Annotated in this window: 18 protein-coding genes and 1 tRNA gene; 11 read left to right on the plus strand and 8 right to left on the minus strand. The window is 72.9% G+C overall.

What is annotated here, in order from left to right:
* Positions 1-50: 50 nt before the first annotated feature.
* A complete protein-coding gene (locus KW076_RS04150) occupies positions 51-2,165 on the minus strand; it encodes a potassium transporter Kup (protein ID WP_224356346.1) in 2,115 nt (704 codons plus the stop codon).
* Positions 2,166-2,282: 117 nt separating this feature from the next.
* Positions 2,283-3,284 (minus strand): aminoglycoside phosphotransferase family protein, encoded by a 1,002-nt coding sequence (locus KW076_RS04155; protein WP_224356347.1) that lies wholly within the window; start codon positions 3,282-3,284, stop codon positions 2,283-2,285.
* Positions 3,285-3,314: 30 nt separating this feature from the next.
* Between KW076_RS04155 and KW076_RS04160 the strand changes: the two genes are divergently transcribed.
* The 4 genes from KW076_RS04160 (at position 3,315) to KW076_RS04175 (ending at position 6,204) form a co-directional block, all read left to right on the plus strand.
* Positions 3,315-3,743, plus strand: coding sequence for a VanZ family protein (locus tag KW076_RS04160; protein ID WP_224356348.1), 429 nt, complete (start codon positions 3,315-3,317; stop codon positions 3,741-3,743).
* A 35-nt stretch (positions 3,744-3,778) separates the two neighbouring features.
* A tRNA-Ala gene (locus KW076_RS04165) sits at positions 3,779-3,851 on the plus strand.
* 212 nt (positions 3,852-4,063) lie between these two features.
* Entirely contained in the window at positions 4,064-5,137 is a 1,074-nt protein-coding gene (locus KW076_RS04170) for a glycosyltransferase (RefSeq protein ID WP_224356349.1), read from the plus strand.
* Entirely contained in the window at positions 5,134-6,204 is a 1,071-nt protein-coding gene (locus tag KW076_RS04175; RefSeq protein WP_224356350.1) for a glycosyltransferase, read from the plus strand. Before KW076_RS04170 ends, KW076_RS04175 begins: the two co-directional genes overlap by 4 nt.
* Here KW076_RS04175 and KW076_RS04180 read toward each other — a convergent pair.
* Positions 6,198-8,168 carry a glycosyltransferase gene (locus tag KW076_RS04180; protein WP_224356351.1) on the minus strand — a complete coding sequence of 657 codons (1,971 nt, stop codon included), beginning with the start codon at positions 8,166-8,168 and terminating at the stop codon, positions 6,198-6,200. The genes KW076_RS04175 and KW076_RS04180 overlap by 7 nt on opposite strands.
* Positions 8,169-8,308: 140 nt before the next feature.
* On the opposite strand from KW076_RS04180, the gene KW076_RS04185 reads away from it, so the two are divergent.
* The 3 genes from KW076_RS04185 to KW076_RS04195 are packed head-to-tail and all read left to right on the plus strand — an operon-like array spanning position 8,309 to position 11,933.
* The gene (locus tag KW076_RS04185) at positions 8,309-9,409 is read left to right on the plus strand and encodes a glycosyltransferase family protein (RefSeq protein WP_224356352.1); all 1,101 of its coding nucleotides are present in this window, start codon (positions 8,309-8,311) and stop codon (positions 9,407-9,409) included.
* A complete protein-coding gene (locus tag KW076_RS04190; protein ID WP_224356353.1) occupies positions 9,406-10,839 on the plus strand; it encodes a glycosyltransferase in 1,434 nt (477 codons plus the stop codon). The genes KW076_RS04185 and KW076_RS04190 overlap by 4 nt, the downstream gene beginning before the upstream one ends.
* A 14-nt stretch (positions 10,840-10,853) precedes the next feature.
* Positions 10,854-11,933 carry a WcbI family polysaccharide biosynthesis putative acetyltransferase gene (locus KW076_RS04195; protein WP_224356354.1) on the plus strand — a complete coding sequence of 360 codons (1,080 nt, stop codon included), beginning with the start codon at positions 10,854-10,856 and terminating at the stop codon, positions 11,931-11,933.
* A 26-nt stretch (positions 11,934-11,959) separates the two neighbouring features.
* On the opposite strand, the gene KW076_RS04200 is transcribed toward KW076_RS04195, so the two are convergent.
* The 4 genes from KW076_RS04200 to KW076_RS04215 all read right to left on the minus strand — a co-directional run bounded on the left by KW076_RS04200 (position 11,960) and on the right by KW076_RS04215 (position 14,902).
* On the minus strand, positions 11,960-12,529 hold the full coding sequence (locus tag KW076_RS04200; RefSeq protein ID WP_224356355.1) for a PhoD-like phosphatase N-terminal domain-containing protein: 570 nt from the start codon (positions 12,527-12,529) through the stop codon (positions 11,960-11,962).
* 76 nt (positions 12,530-12,605) lie between these two features.
* Positions 12,606-13,793, minus strand: coding sequence for a type II toxin-antitoxin system HipA family toxin (locus tag KW076_RS04205; protein ID WP_224356356.1), 1,188 nt, complete (start codon positions 13,791-13,793; stop codon positions 12,606-12,608).
* A complete protein-coding gene (locus KW076_RS04210; protein ID WP_224356357.1) occupies positions 13,790-14,005 on the minus strand; it encodes a helix-turn-helix domain-containing protein in 216 nt (71 codons plus the stop codon). The genes KW076_RS04205 and KW076_RS04210 overlap by 4 nt, the downstream gene beginning before the upstream one ends.
* A gap of 384 nt (positions 14,006-14,389) precedes the next feature.
* Positions 14,390-14,902 (minus strand): PucR family transcriptional regulator, encoded by a 513-nt coding sequence (locus KW076_RS04215; protein WP_224356358.1) that lies wholly within the window; start codon positions 14,900-14,902, stop codon positions 14,390-14,392.
* Between the two features lie 396 nt (positions 14,903-15,298).
* Here KW076_RS04215 and KW076_RS04220 point away from each other — a divergent pair, with 396 nt between their 5' ends.
* Positions 15,299-17,260: a type I restriction-modification system subunit M gene (locus tag KW076_RS04220; protein ID WP_224356359.1), complete on the plus strand. Its 1,962-nt coding sequence runs from the start codon at positions 15,299-15,301 to the stop codon at positions 17,258-17,260.
* A gap of 92 nt (positions 17,261-17,352) precedes the next feature.
* Here KW076_RS04220 and KW076_RS04225 read toward each other — a convergent pair whose 3' ends face one another.
* Complete coding sequence (locus KW076_RS04225) at positions 17,353-17,664, minus strand: hypothetical protein (protein WP_224356360.1); 312 nt, start codon at positions 17,662-17,664, stop codon at positions 17,353-17,355.
* Between KW076_RS04225 and KW076_RS04230 the strand changes: the two genes are divergently transcribed.
* Genes KW076_RS04230 through KW076_RS04240 form a run of 3 tightly spaced genes read left to right on the plus strand, consistent with a single transcriptional unit; the run spans position 17,663 to position 23,197 of the window.
* A complete protein-coding gene (locus KW076_RS04230) occupies positions 17,663-19,012 on the plus strand; it encodes an ISL3 family transposase (RefSeq protein WP_224356213.1) in 1,350 nt (449 codons plus the stop codon). The genes KW076_RS04225 and KW076_RS04230 overlap by 2 nt on opposite strands.
* Before the next feature lie 37 nt (positions 19,013-19,049).
* Entirely contained in the window at positions 19,050-19,925 is an 876-nt protein-coding gene (locus tag KW076_RS04235; protein WP_224356361.1) for a restriction endonuclease subunit S, read from the plus strand.
* Positions 19,926-19,930: 5 nt separating this feature from the next.
* Positions 19,931-23,197: a type I restriction endonuclease subunit R gene (locus KW076_RS04240; protein WP_224356362.1), complete on the plus strand. Its 3,267-nt coding sequence runs from the start codon at positions 19,931-19,933 to the stop codon at positions 23,195-23,197.
* Position 23,198 lies beyond the last annotated feature (1 nt).

Below are 23,198 nucleotides of genomic sequence, written 5' to 3' on the forward strand. Positions count from 1 at the left end.
GCCGTGGTCGGCGTCGCCTCCCGCCAGGACGACCCCGCCGGTCGCCCGGCTCAGAGCCGCACGCGGGAGCCGACCTCCAGGGTGTGGTCCACGGGCAGGCCGTACTGCCACACGGGCTGGTCCGCGAGCCGGCTGAGGGAGACGAACGCGCGCGTCCCCCAGGTCTTCGGGCCGTGTCCGCGCGGGGTGAGGTAGCGGCTGCGGGAGAGCACGTACACGGCCTGGACGAGGTCCCGGTTGGTGAGGCCCAGCGCGGCGGCGTGCGCGCGCAGGGTGCCGGGGATGTCCAGGGCGTCGAAGAAGCCGACCCGGATCACGGCCTGGTGGACGCCGCTGAGCGGGCCGACCTCCCGCACGGTGCACCGCTCGGCCTCCGCCACGTAGGGCTGCTCCTCGGTGACGACGTGCACCAGGGTGATCTTCTCGTGGACGCCGCGGTTGGCGCGCAGGTTGATGCGCAGGGCGGCGGGGGCCAGGCGGGCGCTCGGCGCCAGGTAGACGGCGTGGCCGGGCACGCGGCGCAGGTCGCCCGTCTCCACGTGGTGGGCGGCCTTCGCCATGAACGTCTCGAGGTCCGCCTCGGTGCGGGACCAGCGGTGCGACACGGCCACGCGGCCGCGGTGCCAGACGGTCATGGTGCCCAGGACCAGCCCGCCGATGGTGAGCGGCAGCCAGCCGCCCTCGAACACCTTGACGAGGTTGCCCGCCAGGAAGGACAGCTCCAGCGGGAGCACGAGCGTGCCCAGCAGCACGGGCTGCCAGAGCGGGCGGCGCCACGTCGTCGCCATGTGCACCAGCACGAGGGTGGTGGTGATGATCATGGTGACGGTCACGGCCAGGCCGTACGCGGTGGCCAGGGCCACGGAGGAGCGGAACATCAGCACCACGAGCACGACGGCGGCCAGCAGGATCCAGTTCACCAGCGGCAGGTACACCTGGCCGGCCTCCTTGCCGGAGGTGTGGCGCACGGCCAGCGGGGGCAGGTAGCCCAGGCGCATGGCCTGGCGGGTCACGGAGTACGCGCCCGTGATGACGGCCTGCGAGGCGATCACGGTGGCCGCGATCGCCAGGATGGTCAGCGGGAGCGCGAACCAGTCCGGGGCCAGGCGGAAGAACGGGTTGGCGACGGCGCCCGGGTCGTCGAGGATGAGCGCGCCCTGGCCGAGGTAGTTCAGGGCGAGGGCGGGCAGCACGAAGAACAGCCAGTCCCGGGAGATCGGGAGGCGGCCGAAGTGCCCGATGTCCGCGTAGAGGGCCTCCGCGCCGGTCACGGCCAGCACGACGGCGCCCATCGCCACGAGCGCGACCATGGGCTGCTGGAGGGCGAACATCAGGCCCGGCAGGGGGGACAGCGCGACCAGGATGTCGGGGCGGTCCAGGAGGGGGCCGACGCCGAGGACGGCGAGCGTGGCGAACCACGCGGCCATGACGGGGCCGAACAGCATGCCGACGCCGCCGGTGCCGAAGCGCTGGAGGCCGTAGAGGACGATCAGGATCAGCAGGGACGCGGGGATGATCCAGTGCTCCAGGGACGGCACGGCCACGGCGACGCCCTCCACGGCGGACATCACGGAGATCGCCGGCGTGATCACGGAGTCGCCGAAGAAGAAGGAGCAGCCGATCAGGCCCGCGGTGAAGGCCCACTGCCCGCGGCGCCGGCGCTCCGGGCCGGGGGCGGCGGCGTCCTGCGCGACGTCCGTGTCGGAGTCCGGGGTGGTGGCCTCGTCGTAGTGGCGGCGCACGAGGGTGGCCAGGGAGAGCACGCCGCCCTCGCCGTGGTGGTCCGCGCGCAGCACGTTGAGCACGTAGGTCAGGGTCACGATGAGGATCAGTGACCAGAGCACCAGGGAGATCGCCCCGGTAACGTGGGCGAAGGACGGCGTGACGGCGTTGTGGTCCGCGGAGAACAGGGTCTGCAGCGCGTAGAGGGGCGAGGTGCCGATGTCCCCGAACACCACGCCCAGCGCGCCGATCGCCAGCATGAGCATGCCGGTGCGCGCGCGTTCCGCCGTGGCCGGGCGGTGGCCGGGGGCTGCGTGGCCGCCGGAGCGGTCTGCGGAGGAGGGGGCTGTGGGCGCGGGGGAGGAGGGGGAGCCCGGGGCGGGCTGCGGGGCGGCGGACGCGGCGATGCCGGCGCCGTCGCCCGGGTGCGGGTGCGTGGACACGAGCGAGCAGACTACGCCCGCCGCACCGGGATGCACAACGGCGTAGGTGTGACGTCCACCGCTCGATCAGGGCCTCGGGAGGGGCGGCCGCCTGCCCGCATCGACCCCGCCCGGCGCTCAGCTCGCGAAGTGCCCGGCCAGGGTGATCATCCGGGCGCGGACCTCGTCCCCGGCCTCACCCCGACCGGCGGCGTCGACGGCCCGGAGCACGAGGCGGACGAACGTCCAGGCGCGCACGCGCTCCCCGTCCAGCCCCGCGGCCTCGGCCACGACGTCGGCGCGCATCCTGACGTGCACCCGGGCATGGTGCGCCCGGGCGGTGGCCTCGGGCCGGCTCCACACGATCGGTGCCACGGCGTAGGCGGGCTCACCGGCGACGAGCTTCGGGTCGATCGCGAGCCACGGCCCCCGCGCGGCCTCGCCTCCGTCGGCAGGGGAGGGCGCGGCGAGGACGTTGCCGTCGTGCAGGTCTTCATGGAGCAGCCGCGGCGGGGGCGCCGAGTCCAGCAGGTCGCGCAGGTGGGAGCGGGCCTGGACCTGCAGCCGCCGCGGCACCTGCGCCACGGGGGCGGCGAGCGTGTCCAGCCAGCGGGCGCCCCTGTCCGCCACCGCGTCGAACTGCGGGGTGGCGGACCGGGCGAGGGTCCGCAGGAGACCGCCGACCACCTCGCACGCGTCGAGGATCGGCTCGGCGGAGAGCGGGCGGCCGGCGTCGAGGCGTTCGAGCAGCAGGGCCCCGTCGCGTGGGTCGGCCGCGTGCAGGCGGACCGCGCCGGCGCCGTCCCAGAGCCGCAGCGCCAGGTGCTCGTGTCGGGCCTCGAGGTGCGGCCAGGTCACCTTGAGCACGGCCGGACGCCGGGTGGGCAGCCGCACCGGCACCACGAGAGCGCTCGTGCCCGCCCACGGGGCGCCGGGGACGTCCGGGTCCAGGGTGAGGTCCCAGGCGGTGAGCCGGCCCGCCAGGATTCTCGGCAGCCGCGCGAGCCACTGCTCGCCCGAGAGCGGCTGGGCCGCCGCGTCCGGGGCGGCGGCCAGCAGCGGGTCGGCGGGCCGGTCCGCGATGTCCGCGGCGAACTCCGGCGGGATCGGCACGAGGATCTCGGGCGGGGACGCGGGCATGGGGCGCAGACTACCGGGGACAATGGGCGGATGCCCGCCCGGTCCTCCGCCCCCGCCGCCCCGCCGCCCTCCGCGGCGCGTCGGCGGACCCTTGCCCTGCTGCTGGTGATCGCCCTGGCGGCGCACCTCGTGGTGCTCTACCTGCCCGGCGACGACGTCCCCGCCGTGGGGTTCGAGGTGCCGGGCATGGACAAGGCGATCCACGTGGCGACGTTCGGGGTGCCCGCGCTGCTCGGGGTGCTCCTGGCCCGCCGGGTGTGGCCGGCGGCGGTGCTGGCCGTGCACGCCCCGCTCAGCGAGGTGCTGCAGGCGGTGCAGGGGCTGGGCCGCACCGGGGATCCGGCGGATGCCGTCGCCGACCTGGCGGGCGTGGCGCTGGGGCTGCTGGCGGCCCGGGCCGCCCTGCGGCGGGGGCCTACCGGTCGCCCGATTGGCGCCGCGCCGGGCAGGGGCGTATGATCCTGGGGTGTTGCCGGACGCAGTGCCGGTCGTGCGGGGCTATAGCTCAGTTGGTAGAGCGTTTCGTTCGCAATGAAAAGGTCAGGGGTTCAATTCCCCTTAGCTCCACAGCACAGAGGGCCCGGGCATCCGCCCGGGCCCTCGTCGTCCCTGGGCCCCCGTCGTCCCCGCGCCGAGGTGTCCCCGGGGCCCTGTTCGGCGTACCGTTGGCGGGTACCGCAGAACGCGGTCCCCCCAGGCCAGCCCGGGGTCAGGCCCTCCCGCCGCGCATCCCGCGCCGTGCGGGCCGGAACGCCCCGGTCGGGGCCGGAAGGAGCCCAGTGCGCATCGACGTGCTCACGCATCCCCTGCACCCCATCCGCTCGCCCTACGAGGGCGGGCTGGAGATGCACACGGCCATGACCGTGGAGCACCTGGTCGCGGCCGGGCATCAGGTGCGGGTGCACGCCCGCGCGGGCACCCGCATCCCGGGCGCCGACGTCGTCTCCCTCCTGGCCGCGGCCCCCGACGCCCCCGGCGCAGAGGGGCAGGCCGTCCGTGAGGGCGCGCTCGCCGGGGCGTGCCAGCGGATCCTGGCCGATGCCCCGGACGCCGTGCTGAACAACTCCCTCTCCCCGCAGCCGCTGATCCGTCTGCGCTCCCTGCCGATGCTCACCGTGCTCCACACCCCGGCCACGCTGGAGCCGGTGCTCGAGGTCACCGACGCCCCCGGCTGGACCCCGCCGGCGCACCACCGCTGGGCGTCCGTGTCCGTGTCCAACGCGCTGGCCTGGCGGCACCGGCTGCCCTCCGTGGACGTGGTGCCCAACGGGATCGACCTGGACCGCTGGGTGTCCGACCGCGCCCCCGTGCCCGGGCGGGCCGTGTGGTCCGGGCGGATCACCCCGGAGAAGGGCCTGCACATGGCCATCGACGCCGCCCGCGCCGTGGGCATGGAACTGCACGCGGCCGGCCCCGTCTCCGACCCGGCGTACTACGCCGAGCGGGTCGCCCCCCGACTGGGGGAGGACGTGGTGCACCACGGCCACCTGGACCACACGGCCCTGCCGGACCTGCTGGCCACCGGCGAGGTGTTCCTCTCCACCCCCCTGTGGGCGGAGCCGTTCGGCCTGGCCACGGTGGAGGCGATGGCCCTGGGCGTGCCCGTGGCCGCCCTGCTCACCGGCGCCATGGGGGAGATCGTGGCCCCGCAGGCCGGCGCCCTGGCCGTGCACCACTCCGTGGAGGCGCTCGCGGACGCCATCCGCTACGCCCGCCGCAAGGACCGCGCCCGGGTGGCGGACTGGGCCCGCCGGTTCAGCGCGGACACCATGGTGGCCGGCTACCTGGACCTGCTGGAGCAGGCCGTGGCGGACCACGCCGACGACGCCGAGCTCCGGAAGGTGCCCGCGTGAGCGGACGCCGTCTCCGGGTCCTGCACTACGCGCACCAGCACGGCTCGGGGCACGTGCGGCACGCGGCCACGCTGATCCGTGCGGACGTGGCCGACGTGACCGTGGCGACCGCCCACCCGGACGCCGCCCGGCTGCTGCCGACGGGCACGCGGATCGTCCCGCTGCCCACGGACATCGTGCCGGGGCACGGCCAGCCGGAGGGCTCGCCCCTGCACCACACGCCCGTCGGCCCGGCCATCCAGGCCCGGTTCGATGCGCTCCACGACGCCGCGCGCGCGGTGCGCCCGGACGTGTGCGTCGTCGACGTGTCCGCGGAGGCGGCGCTGTTCCTGCGCCTGGCCGGGTACCCGGTGGTGCACCGGCGCATGCACGGGGACCGCACGGACCCGGCGCACCGGCTCGTCTACGCCGAGGCGGACGCCCTGTTCGCGCACTACGGCGAGGTCCTGGAGGACCCCGCCTGGCAGGCCGAGTTCGGCGCCAGGACCGCCCACCTGGGCGTGCCCGACGCCGACGGCCGCCTCGGGCGCACCGCCGCGCCCGCCCGGGCGGGGGAGGCCCCCCGCGTCGTCGCGGTGACGGGCACCGGCGGCGGCGGGGTGGCGGCCCGGGACATCGCCCGCGCGGCCCGGTCCACACCGGGGGCGCGCTGGCACGTGATCGGCCCGGTGCGGGACGCCGGGGGCGCCGACCTGCCGGAGAACCTGGAGCTGCAGGGCTGGGTGGAGGACGTCCCCGCGGCCCTCGCGGCGGCGGACGTCGTGGTGGTCTCGGCCGGGCACAACGCCGCCGTGGACGCCGCCCACTCCGGCCGGCCCGTGGTCCTGGCCCCCGAGGAGCGGCCGTTCGCCGAGCAGCGCCGGTTCGCCGAGGCCGTCGAGCGGGCCGCGGGCGTGCCCTGGCGGGCCTGGGAGGACCCGGAGGCGGACTGGGCGGGCGCCGTGGCCCGCGCCCTGGGCGACCCGGCCGCGGCGGACCGCCTGGCCGCCGCCCTGCTGCGGCCCCCGGCCGAGCACGCCGCCGGCTGGGGTGCGCTGTTGGAGCGCGCCGCCGCGTCCGCTCAGTAGGCGGCGTCGTCCACGCGGGCGGCGGCCACGTCGTCCGGGGTGGGCTCCCGGACGAGCTCGAGCAGGTCCCCGTCCGGGTCCCAGCGGATCAGCCCGCGCTCGGCGAACGCGGCCAGCCAGCCGCCCATCGGCCACGTCCCGTGCAGCGTCCGGAACCGGCGGGCGTTCACCACGATGTCCGCGACGTGGTGCAGCGGGGGCCGGTGCACGCCGTGGTGCTGGTGGAACGCCTCGGCCGGGCTGATGCGCAGGGTCAGGCCGGCGTCGCGGGCGCGGAAGGCCAGGTCCGTGTCCTCGGCCCCGTAGCCGGCGAACCCCTCGTCGAATCCGTCGATCCGCGCCAGGTCCGCGGCGCCGATCGCCATGACCAGCGTCCACACGAGCGCCCACTCCTCGGAGGGGCCCGGGCGGAGGTGCGTGCGCGCCCGGTGGGGCACGGCGTGGCGGCGCAGGTCGCCGTCGGTGGGGGCGGCGTCGGCGTCCACGCCCTCGGCCGCGAGCGCCGCCGTCCAGTCCGGGGCGAGGTAGCGGGGGGCGCCCATCACGAGCGAGCCGGGGTGGGCGGCGACCTCGGCGGCGAGCACGCCCACGGTGTCCGCGGCGGGGATGCAGTCCACGTCGAGGAACACCAGGACCTCGCCGGTGGCCAGCTCGGCGGCGCGGTTGCGGGCCGTGGCCAAGGGCAGACCGTGGTCGGCGGCCACGTGGCCCACGGTGACGGGCAGGTCGGTGGCGGGGACGGCCCCGTCGGGCTGGCCCATGAAGACGACCACCACCTGGTCGGGACGGCGGTGGGAGCGCTCCAGCCCGGCGAGGACGCGGGCCAGGTGGGCGTCGCGGTGGCCGGTGATCACGAGCACGGACACCGTGGCGGCCGTCCCACGGCGGACGGCCAGGGCCTGCCGGTACACGGCGACGTGCGCGGCGGCCACGCGGCGGCGCTGGGCGGCGCGGGCCGCGGGGGCGGCGGCCCGGGCGTCGGGGGCGGCCGTCAGGAGGGCGGCGAGGGCGTCGGCGAGCGAGGCGGGGTCGTCGGGGTCGAAGGCCGCGAGCAGTTCCGGGGTGGTCCAGGCGCGGGCCTGGTCCGCGATGTGCCCCACCTCCGCCACGGCCACGGGCACGCCGAGGTCCCGGCACATCTCCACCCAGCCGGAGTGGGTGCCGACCCGGTAGGGCAGCACGGAGACGTCGGCGTCGCGCAGCGCGGCGTGCAGCTCGGCGTCGTCCAGGCGGGCGTGGCGCCAGAGTGCGAATCCGTGCGCCTCGGCCCCGGCCTCCAGCTCGGCCAGGGCGGCCTCGTCCCGCACCCCGTCCTGGACGTCCACCGTCACCTCGACGGCGAGCCCCCGGGCCGCCAGCGCGTCCCGGGCGGCGGCGAGCACGGGCAGCAGTCCCACGGGGTCCACCTGCGCGCGCAGGTCCTTGGCGTGCATCAGCAGCCGGGCCGGGCGGTCGACGCCGGGCCGCTCGCCGTCCGCGGCGCCGTCGTCGGGGAGCGCGTCCAGCGGGACCACGTGCGGGTGGGGGAGCACCAGCGGAGCCCGGCCGGACGCGGCCTCCACGGCCGCGGCGGCCCCGGGGGTGAGCGTGATGACGGCGTCCGCGGCGTCCAGGAGCACGCGCAGGCGCGCGCGATGCGGGTCCTGGTCCTGCAGGTGGGGGTTCTGCAGGTCGTGCACGGTGACGACGACCGCCCCGCCGTGCGCGTGTTGGGCGTCGAGGGCGGCGCGCAGCTGCTCCGGGGTGAAGTGCTCGAACCCGAAGTGCACGTGCAGCACGTCCGGACGGTGCTCGGCGATCCATGCCGGGTCCAGGGCCCGCGGCGGCCACCACACTCCCTCGGCGGCGCCCGGCACGGGCGGGTCCGGCCAGAACTCCACGTCCGGGGCCGCGGCGCCGTCCAGGGGACGCACCGACCGCGCATAGGGGTGGCCGGCGGGGACGTGCTGGACGGTCAGGCTCACGGGGGTCCTCTCGGGGCGCGCGGGGGTGCGGGTTCGACACACGCCGCACCCTGGATCGGTCTAGGCTGACAGGGAACGACGCGCGGCACGAGGGCCCGTCGTCGAGGGATCTGACGGGACCAGGAAAGGACGCGGCGAGGATGACCTCTCACGCGCAGGGGCGGGTGCTGTATCTGAGCGTCGGGTCCCGGGGCCACGGCGTGGTGCACCACGGGCTGCTCACGGCCGAGGAGCTGGCGCAGGTGGGCCTGGACGTGGAGTCGCTCCACACGGAGGACGCCACCGGCTTCGTGGGGCTGGCCCCCGTGCTCGCGCGTGCCCGGGAGGCGCGCCGGGCCGTGCACGTGGACGTCACGGACAGCCTGTTCGGCCCGTCCCCGGCCGCCGCGGCGGACACCCTCTCCCGGATCCTCCCCGACGGCGCGACCGTCACCCTGCACGACGTCCCCCAGCCCGCCGAGGGCGAGGCCCGGTTCCTGGAGCGCGCCGAGGCCTACGTGCGGATCGCGCAGGCGGCGGCCGGCGTCGTCGTCTCCTCGGAGCACGAACGGGCGCTGCTGCACGCGATCGTGGACGTGGACGCACACGTGGTGCCGCTGCCCGTGGAGGACCGCCGCGCCGCCCGGGAGGCGGTCCGGCTGCCGGAGGCCCTCGAGGGCCTGGACCGTGACGTGGTGATCTTCGGCCACCTGTATCCGGGCAAGGGCCACGCGGAGGCCATCGACGCGCTCGCCGAGCTCGACCGCCAGTGGGGACCGTCCCCGCACCGGCCCCGCCGGGTGACGGCGCTGGGGGCCGTGGCCGCCCGGCACGAATTCCTCGTGGACGAGCTCACCGCCCGCGCGGAGGTGTCCGGGCTCCAGTTCCGCGTCACCGGGTTCGTGCCCGACGAGGTGCTCGACCCCGCCCTGCGCGCCGCGGCCGTCCCCCTGGCCGCGCACCACAACGTCTCCGCGTCCGGCTCGCTGGCCTCGTGGATGTCCGTGGGGCGCCGGCCGATCGTCCCGGCCGGCCGGTACACGCAGGAGATGGCGCGGCTGCGCCCCGGCACCCTGCGGATCGTGCAGGTGGGCACCTCCGGCCCGGAGTACGCGCTGGCCGAGGCCGTCGCGGAGGCCGTGGAGGAGCCCTCCCGCACCTGGCAGGCCCGGGGCACGTCCCTGGCACCGGGCCCGCGGGCCTGCGCCCGGATGCTCGCGGCGGCCCTCGCCGATGTCCACGGGTGGGCCTGGCCGCGATGACCGCGCCCGTGGCCGGCCGGGAGGCCGCCGCCGAGACCGCCGGGCCGGAGGCGTCCGTGCCCGAGGTCTCCGTGGTGGTGCCCCACTACCGGGCGCCCGCGGACCTGGAGCGGGTCGTGGCCGCCCTCGCCGCCCAGGACCACCCCGCCTCCCGCCTGCAGCTGGTGGTGGCCGACGACGGCTCCCCGGAGCCGCCGGTGCTCCCGGCCGGGCTGCCGTTCGAGGCCGTGGTGGTGGCCCAGGAGGACCACGGGTTCCGGGCCTCGGCGGCCCGCGCCCTGGGGGCGTCGGCCGCGGAGGGGCGGATCCTCGCGTTCCTCGACGGCGACATGCTCCCCGAGCCCGGCTACCTCACGGCCGCCTGCGCCGCGCCCGCGGCGAGCGTGGACGCCGTGGTGGTGGGCCGGCGTCGTCACCTGGACCCCGCCCTGCTCGAGTCCGGCTGGCGGCCCGGGGAGCCCGTGCCCGAGGCGGCGCGGCTGCCGGAGCCGGCCTGGCTGGCGGAGGCGTACCAGCGCAGCGGGGACCTCGCGGCGGCGGACTCCACGTCCTACCGGTACGTGATCTCCGCGGTGCTCACCGTGGCCCGGGAGGTCTACGCGGACGCCGGCGGGTTCGACCCGGCGTTCGTCGGCTACGGCGGCGAGGACTGGGAGCTGGCCCACCGGCTCTGGCGCGTGGGCGGGGCGTTCCGGCACCAGCCGGCCGCCGTCGCCTGGCAGGCCGGCGAGGACTTCGGTGGCCGGGGCGACGCCGCGGAGCGCACCGCCGTGAAGCAGCGGGAGGCTCTGCGCCTGGCCGCCCGCATCACCGCGACGACGGCCCGCGGCCACGGCCTGTCCCTGCCCGGCCCGCTGCGTGTGGGCGCGCGCGTGCGCGCCGAGGCGTCCGGGGACGCGGCCGCCGTCGTCGGGGTGGACGCGCTGCTGGCGGCCGCCCCGGGGGCGCGGGTCGGTGTGACCGGGCTGGGTTCCGGCGCGGCGCGGGCCGCCCTGGCCGACCCGCGGGTCTGGATCATGGACGGCGGGGGGGAGGCCGCGCGCGCGGACCTGCCGCCCGCACCGGCCCGCGGGGACCTGGGGGCGGTGCGCGGGATCCCGGACTGGTCCTGCGACGTCCGCACGCCGCTGCGTCCCGCCGCCCCCGGCGCCCGCCCCGACGCCGCCCGCGCCGCCGACTGGCTGCTGCGCCTGGAGCGCGCCGGCGTGGAGCGCGTGGAGGTGCTCGGCGAGCCGCAGGCGGCAGAGGAGCCGGGCGAGGCCGGCCGCGGCGAGCGGCCCGTGCTGGCCGTGCTGACCTGCTCGCGGGCCCTGTGGCGGTCCCGCCGCGGGGGCGACTCCCGCGTGTGGCGGGTGCCGGCCGCGCGGCTGGGCTGGGCACCGGTCGCCCGCGACGTGGACCTGGAGGCCTGGTGGGGAGGATGGGGATGAGCGAGGAGACGCCCATGGACGATCAGACGAGGACGGCCGGCGCGGAGCCGGGCGACGAGGGCGTGCAGGTGCGCGGGGCGGCCGAGCGGGCGCCGTCGTCGGACCTGCCCGCGGACGAGGGCCGGCGCCGCCACTACGCGCACTTCTACGGGCTGGAGCCGTTGCCCGAGGGGGAGCTGCTCACGGTGATGGGCGGCTGCCAGGCGGAGGCCACGCGCCTGCTGCTGTGCGGCGAGCCCGGCCGCGCCGAGGGCGGCACCCCGGCCTCGGTGCGGGTACCCCCGATGTTCGAGCTGGGCCCCGACGACCTGCCGCACCTGCTCGCGCTGCTGAAGCGCACCACGGTGCTGGTGGTCAAGCCCGTCCGGGACGACTACCAGGGGCTGCCCCTGGGCCTGGGCCAGCTGGAGTCGCTGCTGCCGGCCGGGGCGCGGTCCATCCGCGTGCCCGCGCTCTACGACTCGTCCCGCTTCCCGTGGCTGGTCACCCTGCGCCACCCCACGCGCCCGTGGGAGGACCCGCCCGTGGTCCCGTACCACGACCTGCGCACCGTGGCCGAGGCCGCCGCGGAGGCCGGGCTCATCCCGTGGCCGGCGGCGCTGGGCGGCCCGGGGGAGGCCGGGGCTTACGACGCCGGGCCCCGCCTGCCGCTGTCCGCGGAGGCGCTCCGCGGGCTCGCGGCGGAGTCCGTGGCCCGGCTGCGCGCCCGTGAGGAGCACTTCGGCACGGTGCGGGTCTCCGACGCGGTGGCCGACGAGCGCGGGGTCGGGTTCCACACCGTGAACCACCCGGACAACCCGCTGCTGGAGGCCCTGGCCCGGACCGTCCTGGCCGAACTGGGCGTGGACAAGGAGGTCCACGCCCCGGACCGGCTGCTGCTGGGCCACGTGCTCGCCCCGATCGAGGAGCAGGTCGTGGACGCGCTCGGGCTTCAGACGGCCCCGCGTGCGGCCTGGCGCGTGGGCGGGGCCGAGGTCTCCGACGCCGAGGTGCGCCGGGCCCACCTGGGCTGGTTCCGCGCCAACCCGGAGGCGCTCGCCCCCGGGCTGGAGCGCCACGGCGCGCTCATGCGGGAGCTGGGCCTGCTCGCCTGAGCCCCCGGTCTTCGGCCCCCGGAGGGTCAGCCGCGCAGCTGCTCCACGTTCGCGGTGGTCGGCAGGGTGCCGTCCAGGCCGCCGAACGGGTGCAGCTCGCCGGTGACCTCCATGCGGATCGACTCGTCGATCCCGCCGAGCCGCACCGGCGCGAACCCGGCGGCGCGGATGAGGCGCTCGGCCTCGGTGGCGGTGAGGTGGCCGGGCATCGAGCCGAGCGCCGGGGCCGTCACGGCGCCGCCGGTGCGGGAGAGGTGCCCGTTGCAGCGGAAGCGGTAGAAGAACTCCGTGCCGGCGCGCAGGCCCGTAAGGGTGACGTGCACCGCGTAGCCCTGGGCGCGCGACGTCGTCGTGGTGCCGGTGCGGACGGTGGAGCGGAAGTCCGCGTGCCGGGACACCTGCCACTCCACGGTGAAGGAGGCGTCCGGCATGCCGCCGAAGCCGTCCCGGTTCAGGGGCATGGTCGCCAGGCGCGTCCAGATCACGAAGCCGTCCGGCCACGGATCGCCCGAGGCGACCCCCAGCGTGAAGGGGTTCGGGCCGGCGGCGGCGTGGGCCGTGCCGGCGGGGGTGGAGATCAGCGCGGCGGCGGCCACGCCGAGCGTCCCGGCGGTCAGCAGCGCGCGGCGGGGGAGGGGTGACGGCTGGAGCGCGGGGCAGTGGCCAGGGCGGTCAGTCCCGCAGTTCGCCACGCCGGTGCCGCAGCTCGCGCTCCGCCCCGCGCAGGGGTGATCCCTCGAACGGCAGTGTGCTGAGGTCGATGCGGTCGGCGGCGGCCAGGGCCTTCCGCATGGCGGCGTCCGCGGCGCGCTGGGGGAGTCCGATCGCGTCCGCCAGGGCTTCCCAGTGCCGGCGGCGCAGGTCCTCCACGCGGCCGTCCACGCTCAGGGCCATGGTCATGTCCCGGTAGAGAGCGGTGCAGGGAACGTCGTAGACCGGGGCGACCTGCCATCGTCCATCGGGGCCCTGCAGCACGGAGACGTTCTTGGCATGGAGGTCGCCGTTGCCGGTCAGCCACGCGAAGAGGAACTGCAGGTAGAGGTTGCGGGCCGCCACGGGCCTGGCGGCGGCTCGCGCCGCCAGGGCGCTGATCAGGTCCTCGGTGGTGACGTTGTACTTCTGTGCCGGGTAGACGTCCAGCACCTGGGCGCCGTCTTCGAGGGCGAGGCGATGGACCGTGCCGTCCTCCTGGTGGCGGCGGTCGAAGCGGCCCACGAGCAGTCCTGGGGTCCCCTTCCGGTCGGTGACGACAGCGTGACCGGAGACTGGAACGCCCAGGCGTGCGGCGGCCGTGAGGTGCAGCGCCTCGTTCTCGACGAGGTGTGGGTGCTCCGGGGGGTCGAGCTTGAGCAGCGCGCTGCGACCGGCGAGGGTGAGCGGCACGTTGACCATGGATGCGGAGGCCTTGGCCTGGACCCCGGGCAGTCCGGTCCGGTCGACGCCGCCGGCCAGGGCGGTGAAGTCCAGGTCTGTGGGATTCTCCGCGGCGAGCGGCGCTGGCTCGTGCGGGGTGGTGCCGCCGGGCACGATCTGTGTGTCCCCGGGGACGTCGGCGCCGACAGCGAGGAGGAGCGTGAGCTCGTCGTCCAGGGAGGTCTTGGCGGCGGCCCGCAGCACGCTGAGGCGGTGGCCTTCCGGCAGCAGCCCGGAGAAGAACGTGGGCAGCCCGCCGCCGGGTGCGGTGACGGCGGCGTCCGTGACGGGGAGCGTGGAGGCGACCGGCGGCCCGTCATAGCCGGGCTGGTAGGCGAAGGCGACGCCGCCCTGGGCGTTCCGCTCCAACGTGCCGGCGAGGTGGCCCGCCTTGTAGACGTCCGCCGTGGTGACCCGCTTGAGGCCGCTCAGGTCCGGGGTGCTCACCCGTTCACCTCAAGGTGCAGACCCAGGACCTCGAGAACGGCCATCAGCGAGCCGAGGGTGCCCTTGCCGGTCCCGTGTTCGATCTGCCGGACAGTGGCGTCCGAGACCCCTGCAAGGTCGGCGAGCTCCTGCTGGGTCAGGCCCATCTCGCGGCGCGCGGCGCGGACGCGTTCGCCGACGGGGACCAGGGGGGACGGGTGGGGCTGGGCCATGCCTCCATGGTCCCAGACCACCCATTCATCCGAAAAATTGTTCGGAAGAATGGTGGAGCTTGGCGATGGGACCCTGGCGTGCGTCTGAATCCGCACATTTTCTCGGATCCCACCGGGGTGGGGCCAAGGAAGGGGAGGTCGCACGGCGAATCCGAAGTCTTCTTCGGTTCCCAGGCTGCATGTGTGACGCCTGGTGCGGCGCGCCGCCGAACCCGTCCGGGTTGAGGAGCCAGGTGTCCAGGCGCGTCCAGATCGCGAAGCCGTCCGGCTGCCGATCGCCCGAGGTGACACCCAGCGCGAACGGGTTGGGCCCGGGGGCGGTCCGCGCTGTGTCGACGGTGGCGGAGACGAGCGTCGCCGCGGCGACGCCGAGCGTCCCGGCGGTCAGCAGCGTGCGGCGGGCGATCGGGGCCGGCGGAGCTCCTCGGCGCGACGACGGGGTTGGCTTCGCACGGGTGGTGCGCCCGGGGCGCCGCCGTCGTCGCGCGCTGCCGAGAGCAGGGCCAGGTGGAGGTCGAGCGACCGTGGGGGCGTGTGCCAGTCGGGCCCGAGGACGGCGCCGAGCTGCTCCAGTCGCTGAAGGACCGTGTTGCGGTGGAGGAAGAGCCGGCGGGACGTCTCGGCCACGTTCGTTCCGGCGTCCAGGTAGGCCAGTGCGGTCTCGCGGAGGGCCGAGGCACGCTGGGGCGGCAGGTCGCGCAACGGCGCCAGCGGGCGGGCCGTCACGTCCTTGCTCGCCTCGCCGGCCCCGGCGAGGACCATGCCCACGGCGCCCACGGTCGACGCGTCCACGGCGTGGAGCCCTCCGGCCACCCGGCTGACGGCGAGGGCGTTCTCGAGCGTGCGGAACGCTCCCGGCAGATCGCGGAAGTGCTCGCCCGGCCCAAGGAAGGCCATCTGCCATACGGCCTCCGTCGCATGCCGAACTGCCGCCTCCACGCGGGCAGGCACATCCGGGCGGTCGCCGACCACGCACCATGTGCCGCCCCACGGAGCGCTGAGGCGCACTCCCGCGACGGGTGAGAGCACTCGCTCGGCGAACTGGGGTTCGGGTACGGCGGCGAGATCGATGACGACCAAGCTGACCTGTGAATCCTCGCGCAGGCCGAGCTCGGCAAGCGCCCGACGTCGTCGCACGATTCCCGTGCGTGAGTCTGGCCGCCGGAGGGCCCGCGCAGCGAACCGAGTCGGAGTGGGGATCGGCCGTGCCGGGTGAGAGCCGAGACCTGGGATGTCGCCGTGCCAGAATGAGGCCGACTGCCACACCGCCGTGCTCCGAAAGGCTCTGCCACCATGCCCTCTCCCCAGAACCTCTCGAACTTCGTGTGGGGGATCGCGGATCAGCTCCGGGGCGTGTTCAAGCCGAACCAGTACGGCACGCTCGTCCTTCCGCTCACCATCCTGCGCCGCATGGAGGCGGTCATGGCCCAGCACCGGGAGTTCTTCGCGGAGTTGGCGGCCAAGGGGCATCCGGACTTCGTCCTGGACAACCTGGTGCAGTCCCGCACGGGCCTGACGTTCTACAACCTCAGCCCCTTCACCCTGGACCGCATCCTGCAGGAGCCGGACCTGCTCCGCACCAACCTGCTGGCCTACGTGGACGGGTTCTCCCAGAATGTGGCGGACCTGTTCACCTATTACGAGTTCGACAAGACGGTCGCCAAGCTGGACGAGCACGACCGTCTCTTCCTGGTCCTGCAGCAGTTCGCCTCCATCGACCTCTCCCCGGAGACCGTCTCCAACGCGGAGATGGGCACCCTCTTCGAGGACCTGATCCGCCGCTTCGCCGCCGCCTCCAACGAGACCGCCGGTGAGCACTTCACCCCGCGCGACGCGGTGAAGCTCCTGGTGGACCTGCTCACCGCCAACGACGACGACGTCCTCACCGGCTACCCGGTCCGCACCGTCTATGACCCCACGGCCGGCACCGGCGGCATGCTGTCCCTGCTGGACGAGCGCCTGCGCCGCATGAACCCGAACGCGGAGGTCCGCCTGTTCGGGCAGGAGCTCAACGACCAGTCCTACGCCATCTGCAAGTCCGAGCTGCTCGGCAAGGGCCAGGACGCGGACGGCATCGCTCGCGGGGACACCCTCAAGAACGACGCCCACCTGACCGAGCGCTTCGACTACGTCCTCTCCAACCCGCCCTACGGCGGCGACTGGAAGGCCTCCCGCACCGCGGTGGAGAAGGAGATCGCCGCCGGTGGCGCCACGAACCGCTTCCCGGGCGGCACCCCCGCCATCAGCGACGGCCAGATGCTGTTCCTCCAGCTCGTCGCCTCGAAGCTCCGCCCGGTCTCGGAGGGCGGCGGTCGGGCCGGCATCGTCCTCAACGGCTCCCCGCTGTTCACGGGCGGGGCGGGCTCGGGTCCGTCCGAGATCCGCCGCTGGCTGCTGGAATCAGACCTGGTGGATGCGATCGTCGCGCTGCCCACGGACATGTTCTACAACACCGGCATCGCCACCTACGTGTGGGTGCTGGACAACAACAAGTCGGCAGAACGCCGCGGCAAGGTGCAGCTGATCGACGCCCGCACCTTCTTCACCAAGCTGCGCCGCAACGTGGGCTCAAAGAACAAGGAGCTGTCCACGGCGGACCGCCAGCGCGTGCTGGACATCTACCGGGACTTCGACGCCCAGTCCGAGGCCAACGCCGAGTTCTCCAAGGTCCTCACCGCGCAGGACTTCGGCTACCGGGAGATCACCGTGGAGCGCCCGCTGCAGCTGCGCTTCGAGGTGGAGGACGCCACCATCGCGGCGGCGCTCGCCACCAAGCCGGCGGACAAGCTTCCCGTCGACGGCCGCTCGGCTCTCGGGGCCGCCCTCGCCTCCCTGCGTGGCCGGGTGTGGGATCACCAGCCCACCTTCGTGCTGGACCTGAAGAAGGCGTTGAAGGAGCATGGCGTGACCGCCGGCGCCCCGCTGGTGAAGGCCCTGACCGGGGCCATCGGCGTGCACGACCCCAAGGCGGAGGTCGTGATGAACAAGAAGGGTGAGCCGGAGCCGGACGCCTCGCTGCGGGACACCGAACTGGTGCCCTTCGGCCGGGACATCCACGAGTACTTCGAGGCCGAGGTCGTCCCCCACGTGTCCGGCGCCTGGATCGACGAGTCCAAGACGAAGATCGGCTACGAGATCCCCTTCACCCGACTCTTCTACACGTACGTGCCGCCACGCCCGCTCGAAGAGATCGACGCCGAGCTCAAGCAGCTCACGGCCGAGATCATCGAGCTGTTGCAGGAGGTCGAGCGGTGACAGCTCGATCCTCATCCAGGAAGTTCGGGTGGTGCGTTGACCTCGTTACAGACAATGTGCCCGAGGAGTCGGAGTTCCGCGTCGCAGCTGAATCAATGGTCGGGCATACCGGTCGGCTTGTGACCGATCATCAAATCGACTCGGAGGGGCGCGGCACTTCGTTCCGAGCCGGTGATCTCCTCTTCAGCAAGCTGCGCCCGTATTTGGCGAAGTCGTGGGTTGCTAATCGTGACGGCGAGGCCCTCGGGGACCTCCATGTGTACCGTCCGGTCGATGAAATGTGGCTCTTCGCCGTTGAGTGTGGGGGTGTGACGCGCCGGGGCCTGGGGTGAGGGCTCGAAAGCGCCGAGGCCCTCGATGATCAGAGGACTCTGACCTCTCCTGATCACAAGGACCTCGACCATGCCTGAGCCTACGTTGTACTGCCGTGCGCGCGGCGACTACTGCACGTGTTGCGATCTGCTGGTCGGATTGCCCGGGCTGCATGTGCTCACCGCCGAACGGGATGACCACGACCGGCTGGTGGTGACGGTCGAGTCCGCGCCGGAGCCGATGGGATGCCGCTCCTGCGGGGTGATCGCCCGTGGTCACGGTCGGATCGAGGTCAGCCTGGTCGACGCGCCAGCGTTCGGGCGACCGGTGCGGATCATCTGGCGCAAGCGCCGGTGGCTGTGCCCAGATCCAGCCTGCGAGGTCGGCTCGTTCATCGAGCAGGACGAGAAGGTCGCTGCACCGCGAGCGGTGCTGACGACCCGGGCGTGCCGGTGGGCGATCGAGCAGATCCGCCGAGAGCACGCCTCCGTCAACGGGATCCGCCGTCAGCTCGGGACAGGATGGCGCACGGTGTGGGACTCGATCCAACCCCTGCTGCAGGCCGCTGACGAGGACCCATCCCGCTTCGAGGGCGTCGCGATCCTCGGGGTTGACGAGCATGTCTGGCATCACGTCTCGACCAAACCCATCCATCACGGCGGGCGCGGCCCCAAAGAGCTGACCGGGATGGTCGACCTGACCCGGGACGAGGGCGGGCGCACGAGGGCGCGGTTGCTCGATCTGGTGCCGGGCCGTTCCGGCAGGGTGTACAAGGACTGGCTCGACCAGCGCGGCGACGCCTTCCGAGCCCGGATCGAGGTGGCGACCCTGGACCCGTTCCATGGGTACAAGAACGCCATCGATGACCAGCTCGAGGACGCCCGCTCGGTCCTGGACGCCTTCCATGTGGTCAAGCTGGCCACCACTGTCGTCGATGATGTCCGCCGGCGGGTTCAGCAGCAGATCCACGGCCACCGCGGCCGCAAGAGCGATCCGCTGTACCGGGTCCGCAACGTCCTGCGCGCCGGCGCGGAGAATCTCACCGATCGGCAACGCGATCGGCTCGAGACGGCCTGGGCCGCTCACGAGCAACACATCGAGGTCGAAATCGCGTGGTTGTGCGCCCAGAAGGTTCGCTCCGCCTACCGTCAGGGCACTCATGCCGCCGGGCGAGCAGTCGCCGAGAAGATCCTCGCCACCTTCACCTCGTGTCCGATCCCCGAGGTCGCACGGCTGGGCAAGACCCTGAACAGATGGCGCCGCGAGTTCCTCGGCTACTTCGACACCAACGGCGCCAGCAACGGCGGCACTGAAGCCATCAATGGACTCATCGAACTCCACCGACGCATCGCCCGAGGCTTCCGCAACCGGGACAACTACCGCCTCCGGATGCTCCTCATCGGCGGCGGGTTAGACATGACACACCACACTCAACGGTGAAGAGCCTGAAATGTGTTCTCGCTACCTCGGGTACCTGGTGCTGAGTTCCTTCTTCCTGGAACAGGTGAACGCGTCCACGTATGGAACCAAGATGCCGAGGGCAAACTGGGACTTCATCAAGACCATCGAAGTCTGGGCGCCTGACTTCGACACGCAGCGGTGCATCGCGGACTACCTCGATCGAGAGACCGCCACGATCGACGCCCTCATCGCGAAGCAGGTCGAGCTAATGAACCGGTTGCGCGAACGACGTCAGGCAGTCATCGACCGTGCATTTGTCTCCACCTCGGAGATAGTCATTCTTCGACGGCACCTGGTTCTCAATGACTCGGGCGCGTGGGGTGAAGATCCGACAGGTGCGGACGACGTGGCAGTACTCCGTTCGACGGAGCAGACGGTGGATGGGTACTGGGCCATTAGCGATCCTGCATTGCGAACCTTGTCCCAGACCGAGCGGCAGAATACCCGACTTCGGGAGGGGGACCTTATCGTGACGAAGACGAGCGGGTCGTTCAAGCATGTTGGGAAGACGACCCTGGTGGACAATGAAGTTGCCGAGGGCGGCTACGGGTTCGGAAATTTCATGCAGAGGCTGCGTCTGAAGTCCACGATGATTCCGAAGTTTCTGTGGTGGTTCATGCGGACAGATCAAGCCCGTAGCTGGATTAATCTGGTCGCGACCACATCTACGGGTCTCATGAACCTCAATGGCTCGACCCTTGGCCGGATGGAGGTTCCGCTGCCTAGTTTGGTTGAGCAGCGCGAGATCGCCGACCACCTAGACCGCGAGACCGCGAAGATCGACGCACTGATCGCCAAGGCCGAGCGGTTCATCGAGCTCGCCCAGGAACGCCGTGCCGCCCTGATCACTGCCGCCGTCACCGGCCAGATCGAGATCCCCACGGAGGACTGACCGCCATGGCCATCCACAACGAGAGCGAGCTCGAGACCTACATCTGCGAGTACCTGGAGAGGCACGGCTGGCTCTACTCGGCCAACGATGACGGCTACGACCGCAAGAACGCGATCTTCCCCGAGGACGTCCACGCCTGGCTGGCCGAGAACCAGCCGGAGGACTACGGGCGTCTCGTGAAGGCCGATGCCCCGGCCTCCGCCCAACAGGCGCAGCGGGACCAGATCACCACCCGTCTGATCGACGTGCTGAACAAGCCACAGGACACCGGCGTCGGAGGCACCCTCAACGTGCTCCGCAAGGGCTTCAAGGTCGGCACCTCCGCCACCCTGCGCATGGCCGAGCCGCGGCCGGCCACGAACCTGAACCCAGCTGCCGTCGCCTCCTACGAACACATGCGCCTCCGCGTGATGCGTCAGGTGCACTTCAACCCGGCCACCAACCAGTCCGTGGACCTGGTGCTGTTCGTCAACGGCCTGCCCGTGGCCACGATCGAGCTGAAGACCGACTCCACCCAGTCCATCGGCCACGCGAAGAAGCAGTACCGCGAGCGCAACTCGAAGGCCACGCCGCTGTTCGGGTTCGGCACCCGCGCCGTGGTCCACTTCGCCGTCTCCAACCGCGAGGTCTGGATGACCACCAAGCTGGCCGGGAAGGACACCTTCTTCCTGCCGTTCAACCAGGGCGACGACGGACACGCAGGCAACCCGCTCAATCCGAACGGCGGTTCCTCCACGGCCTACCTGTGGGAGCGGATTCTCCAGCGGGACACCTGGCTCGAGATCCTCCAGAAGTTCGTCTTCCTCAAGAAGGAGACCGTGGAGGACGAGTACGGCCGCTCGCGCCGGAAGTCCACGCTGATCTTCCCGCGCTTCCACCAGTGGGAGGCCGTCACCACGATGCTCGCCGCCGTCCGCGAGGAGGGCGCCGGGAAGTCCTACCTGATCGAGCACTCCGCGGGCTCCGGCAAGACCAACACCATCGCCTGGACCGCCCACCGCCTGCTCTCCACCTACGGGGCGGACGAGCAGCGGGTGTTCGACTCGGTCATCGTGGTCACCGACCGCACCGTGCTGGACGACCAGCTTCAGGAGGCCGTCCGGCAGATCGAGCGGACCTCCGGCACCGTGGTGGCCGTGGACCGCAAGAACCTCGGCGGAGAGGCCACCAGCAAGTCCGCCCTGGTGAAGCAGACGCTGCTGCAGGGCAACCGGATCATCGTGGTGACGCTGCAGACCTTCCCCGCCGTGCTTGAGCTCCTCAAAGGTGACTCGACGCTCGCGGGCCGCACATACGCCGTGATCGCGGACGAGGCGCACTCCTCCCAGACCGGCTCCGCCGCCGCCAAGCTCAAGCGCGTGCTCACCCCGGACGAGCAGGCCGACCTCGAAGACGGGGGAGAGGCGGACACCGAGTCCATCCTCGCCGCCGAGGTCGCCGCCACCGGACGCCCGGAGAACATCAGCTTCTTCGCCTTCACCGCCACCCCGAAGGACAAGACCCTGCAGATGTTCGGCCGCCCCTCCGGCGAGTACGACGAGAAGGGCCAGGAGATCCCGGCCTCCTTCCACCGGTACACCATGCAGCAGGCCATCGAGGAGGAGTTCATCCTCGACGTGCTGAAGAACTTCACCAACTACGACACCGCCTTCAAGCTGGCCCTGGCCGGACAGCAGGGCGAGTTCCGTCCCGAAGGCGACCGGGCCGCCGTCGGGAAGCCGACCACCGAAGTGGACCAGACCGAGGCGAGCAAGAAGCTCATGCGGTGGGTCAAGCTGCACCCGACGAACATCGCGCAGAAGGTCAAGATCATCGTGGAGCACTTCCGCGCCAACGTGGCCCACCTGCTCGATGGGCAAGCCAAGGCCATGGTGGTCACCGACTCCCGCGCCGCCGCCGTCCGGTACAAGCGCCAGATGGACCAGTACATCCATGACATGGGATACACGGACGTGGGCACCCTGGTGGCCTTCTCAGGCGAGATCACCGACGACGACTTCGGGCTCGAGAAGGTCACCGAACGGTCCATGAACCCGTCCGTGACCGGCGACCTGGCGAAGGCGTTCGACGGGGACGGCTACCAGGTGATGATCGTGGCCAACAAGTACCAGACCGGCTTCGACCAGCCGAAGCTCTGCGCCCTCTACGTGGACAAGAAGCTCTCCGGCGTGCTCGCCGTGCAGACGCTGTCCCGGCTGAACCGCGCGGCGCCCGGCAAGGACACCACTTACGTACTGGACTTCGTGAACTCCGAAAACGACATCCAGGCCGCCTTCGAGCCGTACTACGCCGGCGCGAAGCTGGAGACGGTGACGGACCCGAACCTGATCCATGACCTGGGGACGAAGCTCGACGCCGCGGGCGTGTACGACTGGGACGAGGTCGACGCGTTCGCCGACGTGTGGGTGGCATGGAAGCCGGGGAGCGGGCAGGAGGGCCTGCAGGCCGCGCTGGAGCCCGTGGCATACCGGTTCCGCAAGGAGCTGGCGCATGCGCGGATGAACCACGACGAGACGCGCGTGAACGAGCTCGTGCTGGTGCGCAAGGACATGCGGTCCTTCGTCAGCCTCTACGACTTCCTCTCCCAGATCTACGAGTTCGGGGACACCGAGCACTACAAGCGGGCGCTGTTCCTGCGGCACCTGGTGCAGCTCGTGGGCGATCAGCCCGGCGGTGAGGAGCTGATCGACCTGAGCGATGTGCAGCTGGTGAGCATCCGGCAGAAGAAGACGTCCTCGGGGGACATCGGGCTGACCGGTGGGGCCGCGCTGAAGGGGACCACCGCTGTGGGAGGCGGGCAGGCGCGTGAGAAGCAGCGCGGGCCGTTGGAGGAAGTGATCGAGAAGATCAATGAGATCTTCGCCGGCGAAGGCGTGGATGCGTCCCCGTCCCAGCAGGAGGCGTGGGTGAGTGCCCTCGTGGCGCCGCTCATGGAGGACGAGAAGCTGCTGGGGCAGGCCGGAGCGAACTCGCTGGAGCAGTTCCTCGCGAGCCCGAACCTGGAACGGTCAGCGATGGGCGCCGTGTACGCGAACGAGGACGCCTTCGCGAAGATGACGGACATCGTGGGCAGGGGCGGGGACCCATCCAAGATGATCGTCGCTGCCATCGGGGAGTACCTGTACTGGAAAGTGCGGGGCGAGGGGGCTGGGCCGGTGGACGTTGCCCATGGACGGTCCGCCGTTTTCGCTGACGAAACGGCCCCTTCGCAGGGTACTTCCGTCGATGAAAGGGCGAGTGCGACGCCGTCGCGCGTCCGGAAGGGGAACTGAG

The sequence above is a fragment of the Micrococcus porci genome (genome assembly GCF_020097155.1).
GTDB classification, from domain to species: Bacteria; Actinomycetota; Actinomycetes; order Actinomycetales; family Micrococcaceae; genus Micrococcus; species Micrococcus porci.

Bases quoted from the DNA above. Each gene is read 5' to 3' on its own strand.
- KW076_RS04155 (WP_224356347.1), bottom strand. From the start codon at position 3,284: ATGCCCGCGTCCCCGCCCGAGATCCTCGTGCCGATCCCGCCGGAGTTC.
- KW076_RS04185 (WP_224356352.1), top strand. From the start codon at position 8,309: ATGACCTCTCACGCGCAGGGGCGGGTGCTGTATCTGAGCGTCGGGTCC.
- KW076_RS04220 (WP_224356359.1), top strand. From the start codon at position 15,299: ATGCCCTCTCCCCAGAACCTCTCGAACTTCGTGTGGGGGATCGCGGAT.
- KW076_RS04195 (WP_224356354.1), top strand. From the start codon at position 10,854: ATGGACGATCAGACGAGGACGGCCGGCGCGGAGCCGGGCGACGAGGGC.
- KW076_RS04160 (WP_224356348.1), top strand. From the start codon at position 3,315: ATGCCCGCCCGGTCCTCCGCCCCCGCCGCCCCGCCGCCCTCCGCGGCG.
- KW076_RS04210 (WP_224356357.1), bottom strand. From the start codon at position 14,005: ATGGCCCAGCCCCACCCGTCCCCCCTGGTCCCCGTCGGCGAACGCGTC.
- KW076_RS04230 (WP_224356213.1), top strand. From the start codon at position 17,663: ATGCCTGAGCCTACGTTGTACTGCCGTGCGCGCGGCGACTACTGCACG.
- KW076_RS04225 (WP_224356360.1), bottom strand. From the start codon at position 17,664: ATGGTCGAGGTCCTTGTGATCAGGAGAGGTCAGAGTCCTCTGATCATC.
- KW076_RS04215 (WP_224356358.1), bottom strand. From the start codon at position 14,902: ATGGCCTTCCTTGGGCCGGGCGAGCACTTCCGCGATCTGCCGGGAGCG.
- KW076_RS04190 (WP_224356353.1), top strand. From the start codon at position 9,406: ATGACCGCGCCCGTGGCCGGCCGGGAGGCCGCCGCCGAGACCGCCGGG.
- KW076_RS04240 (WP_224356362.1), top strand. From the start codon at position 19,931: ATGGCCATCCACAACGAGAGCGAGCTCGAGACCTACATCTGCGAGTAC.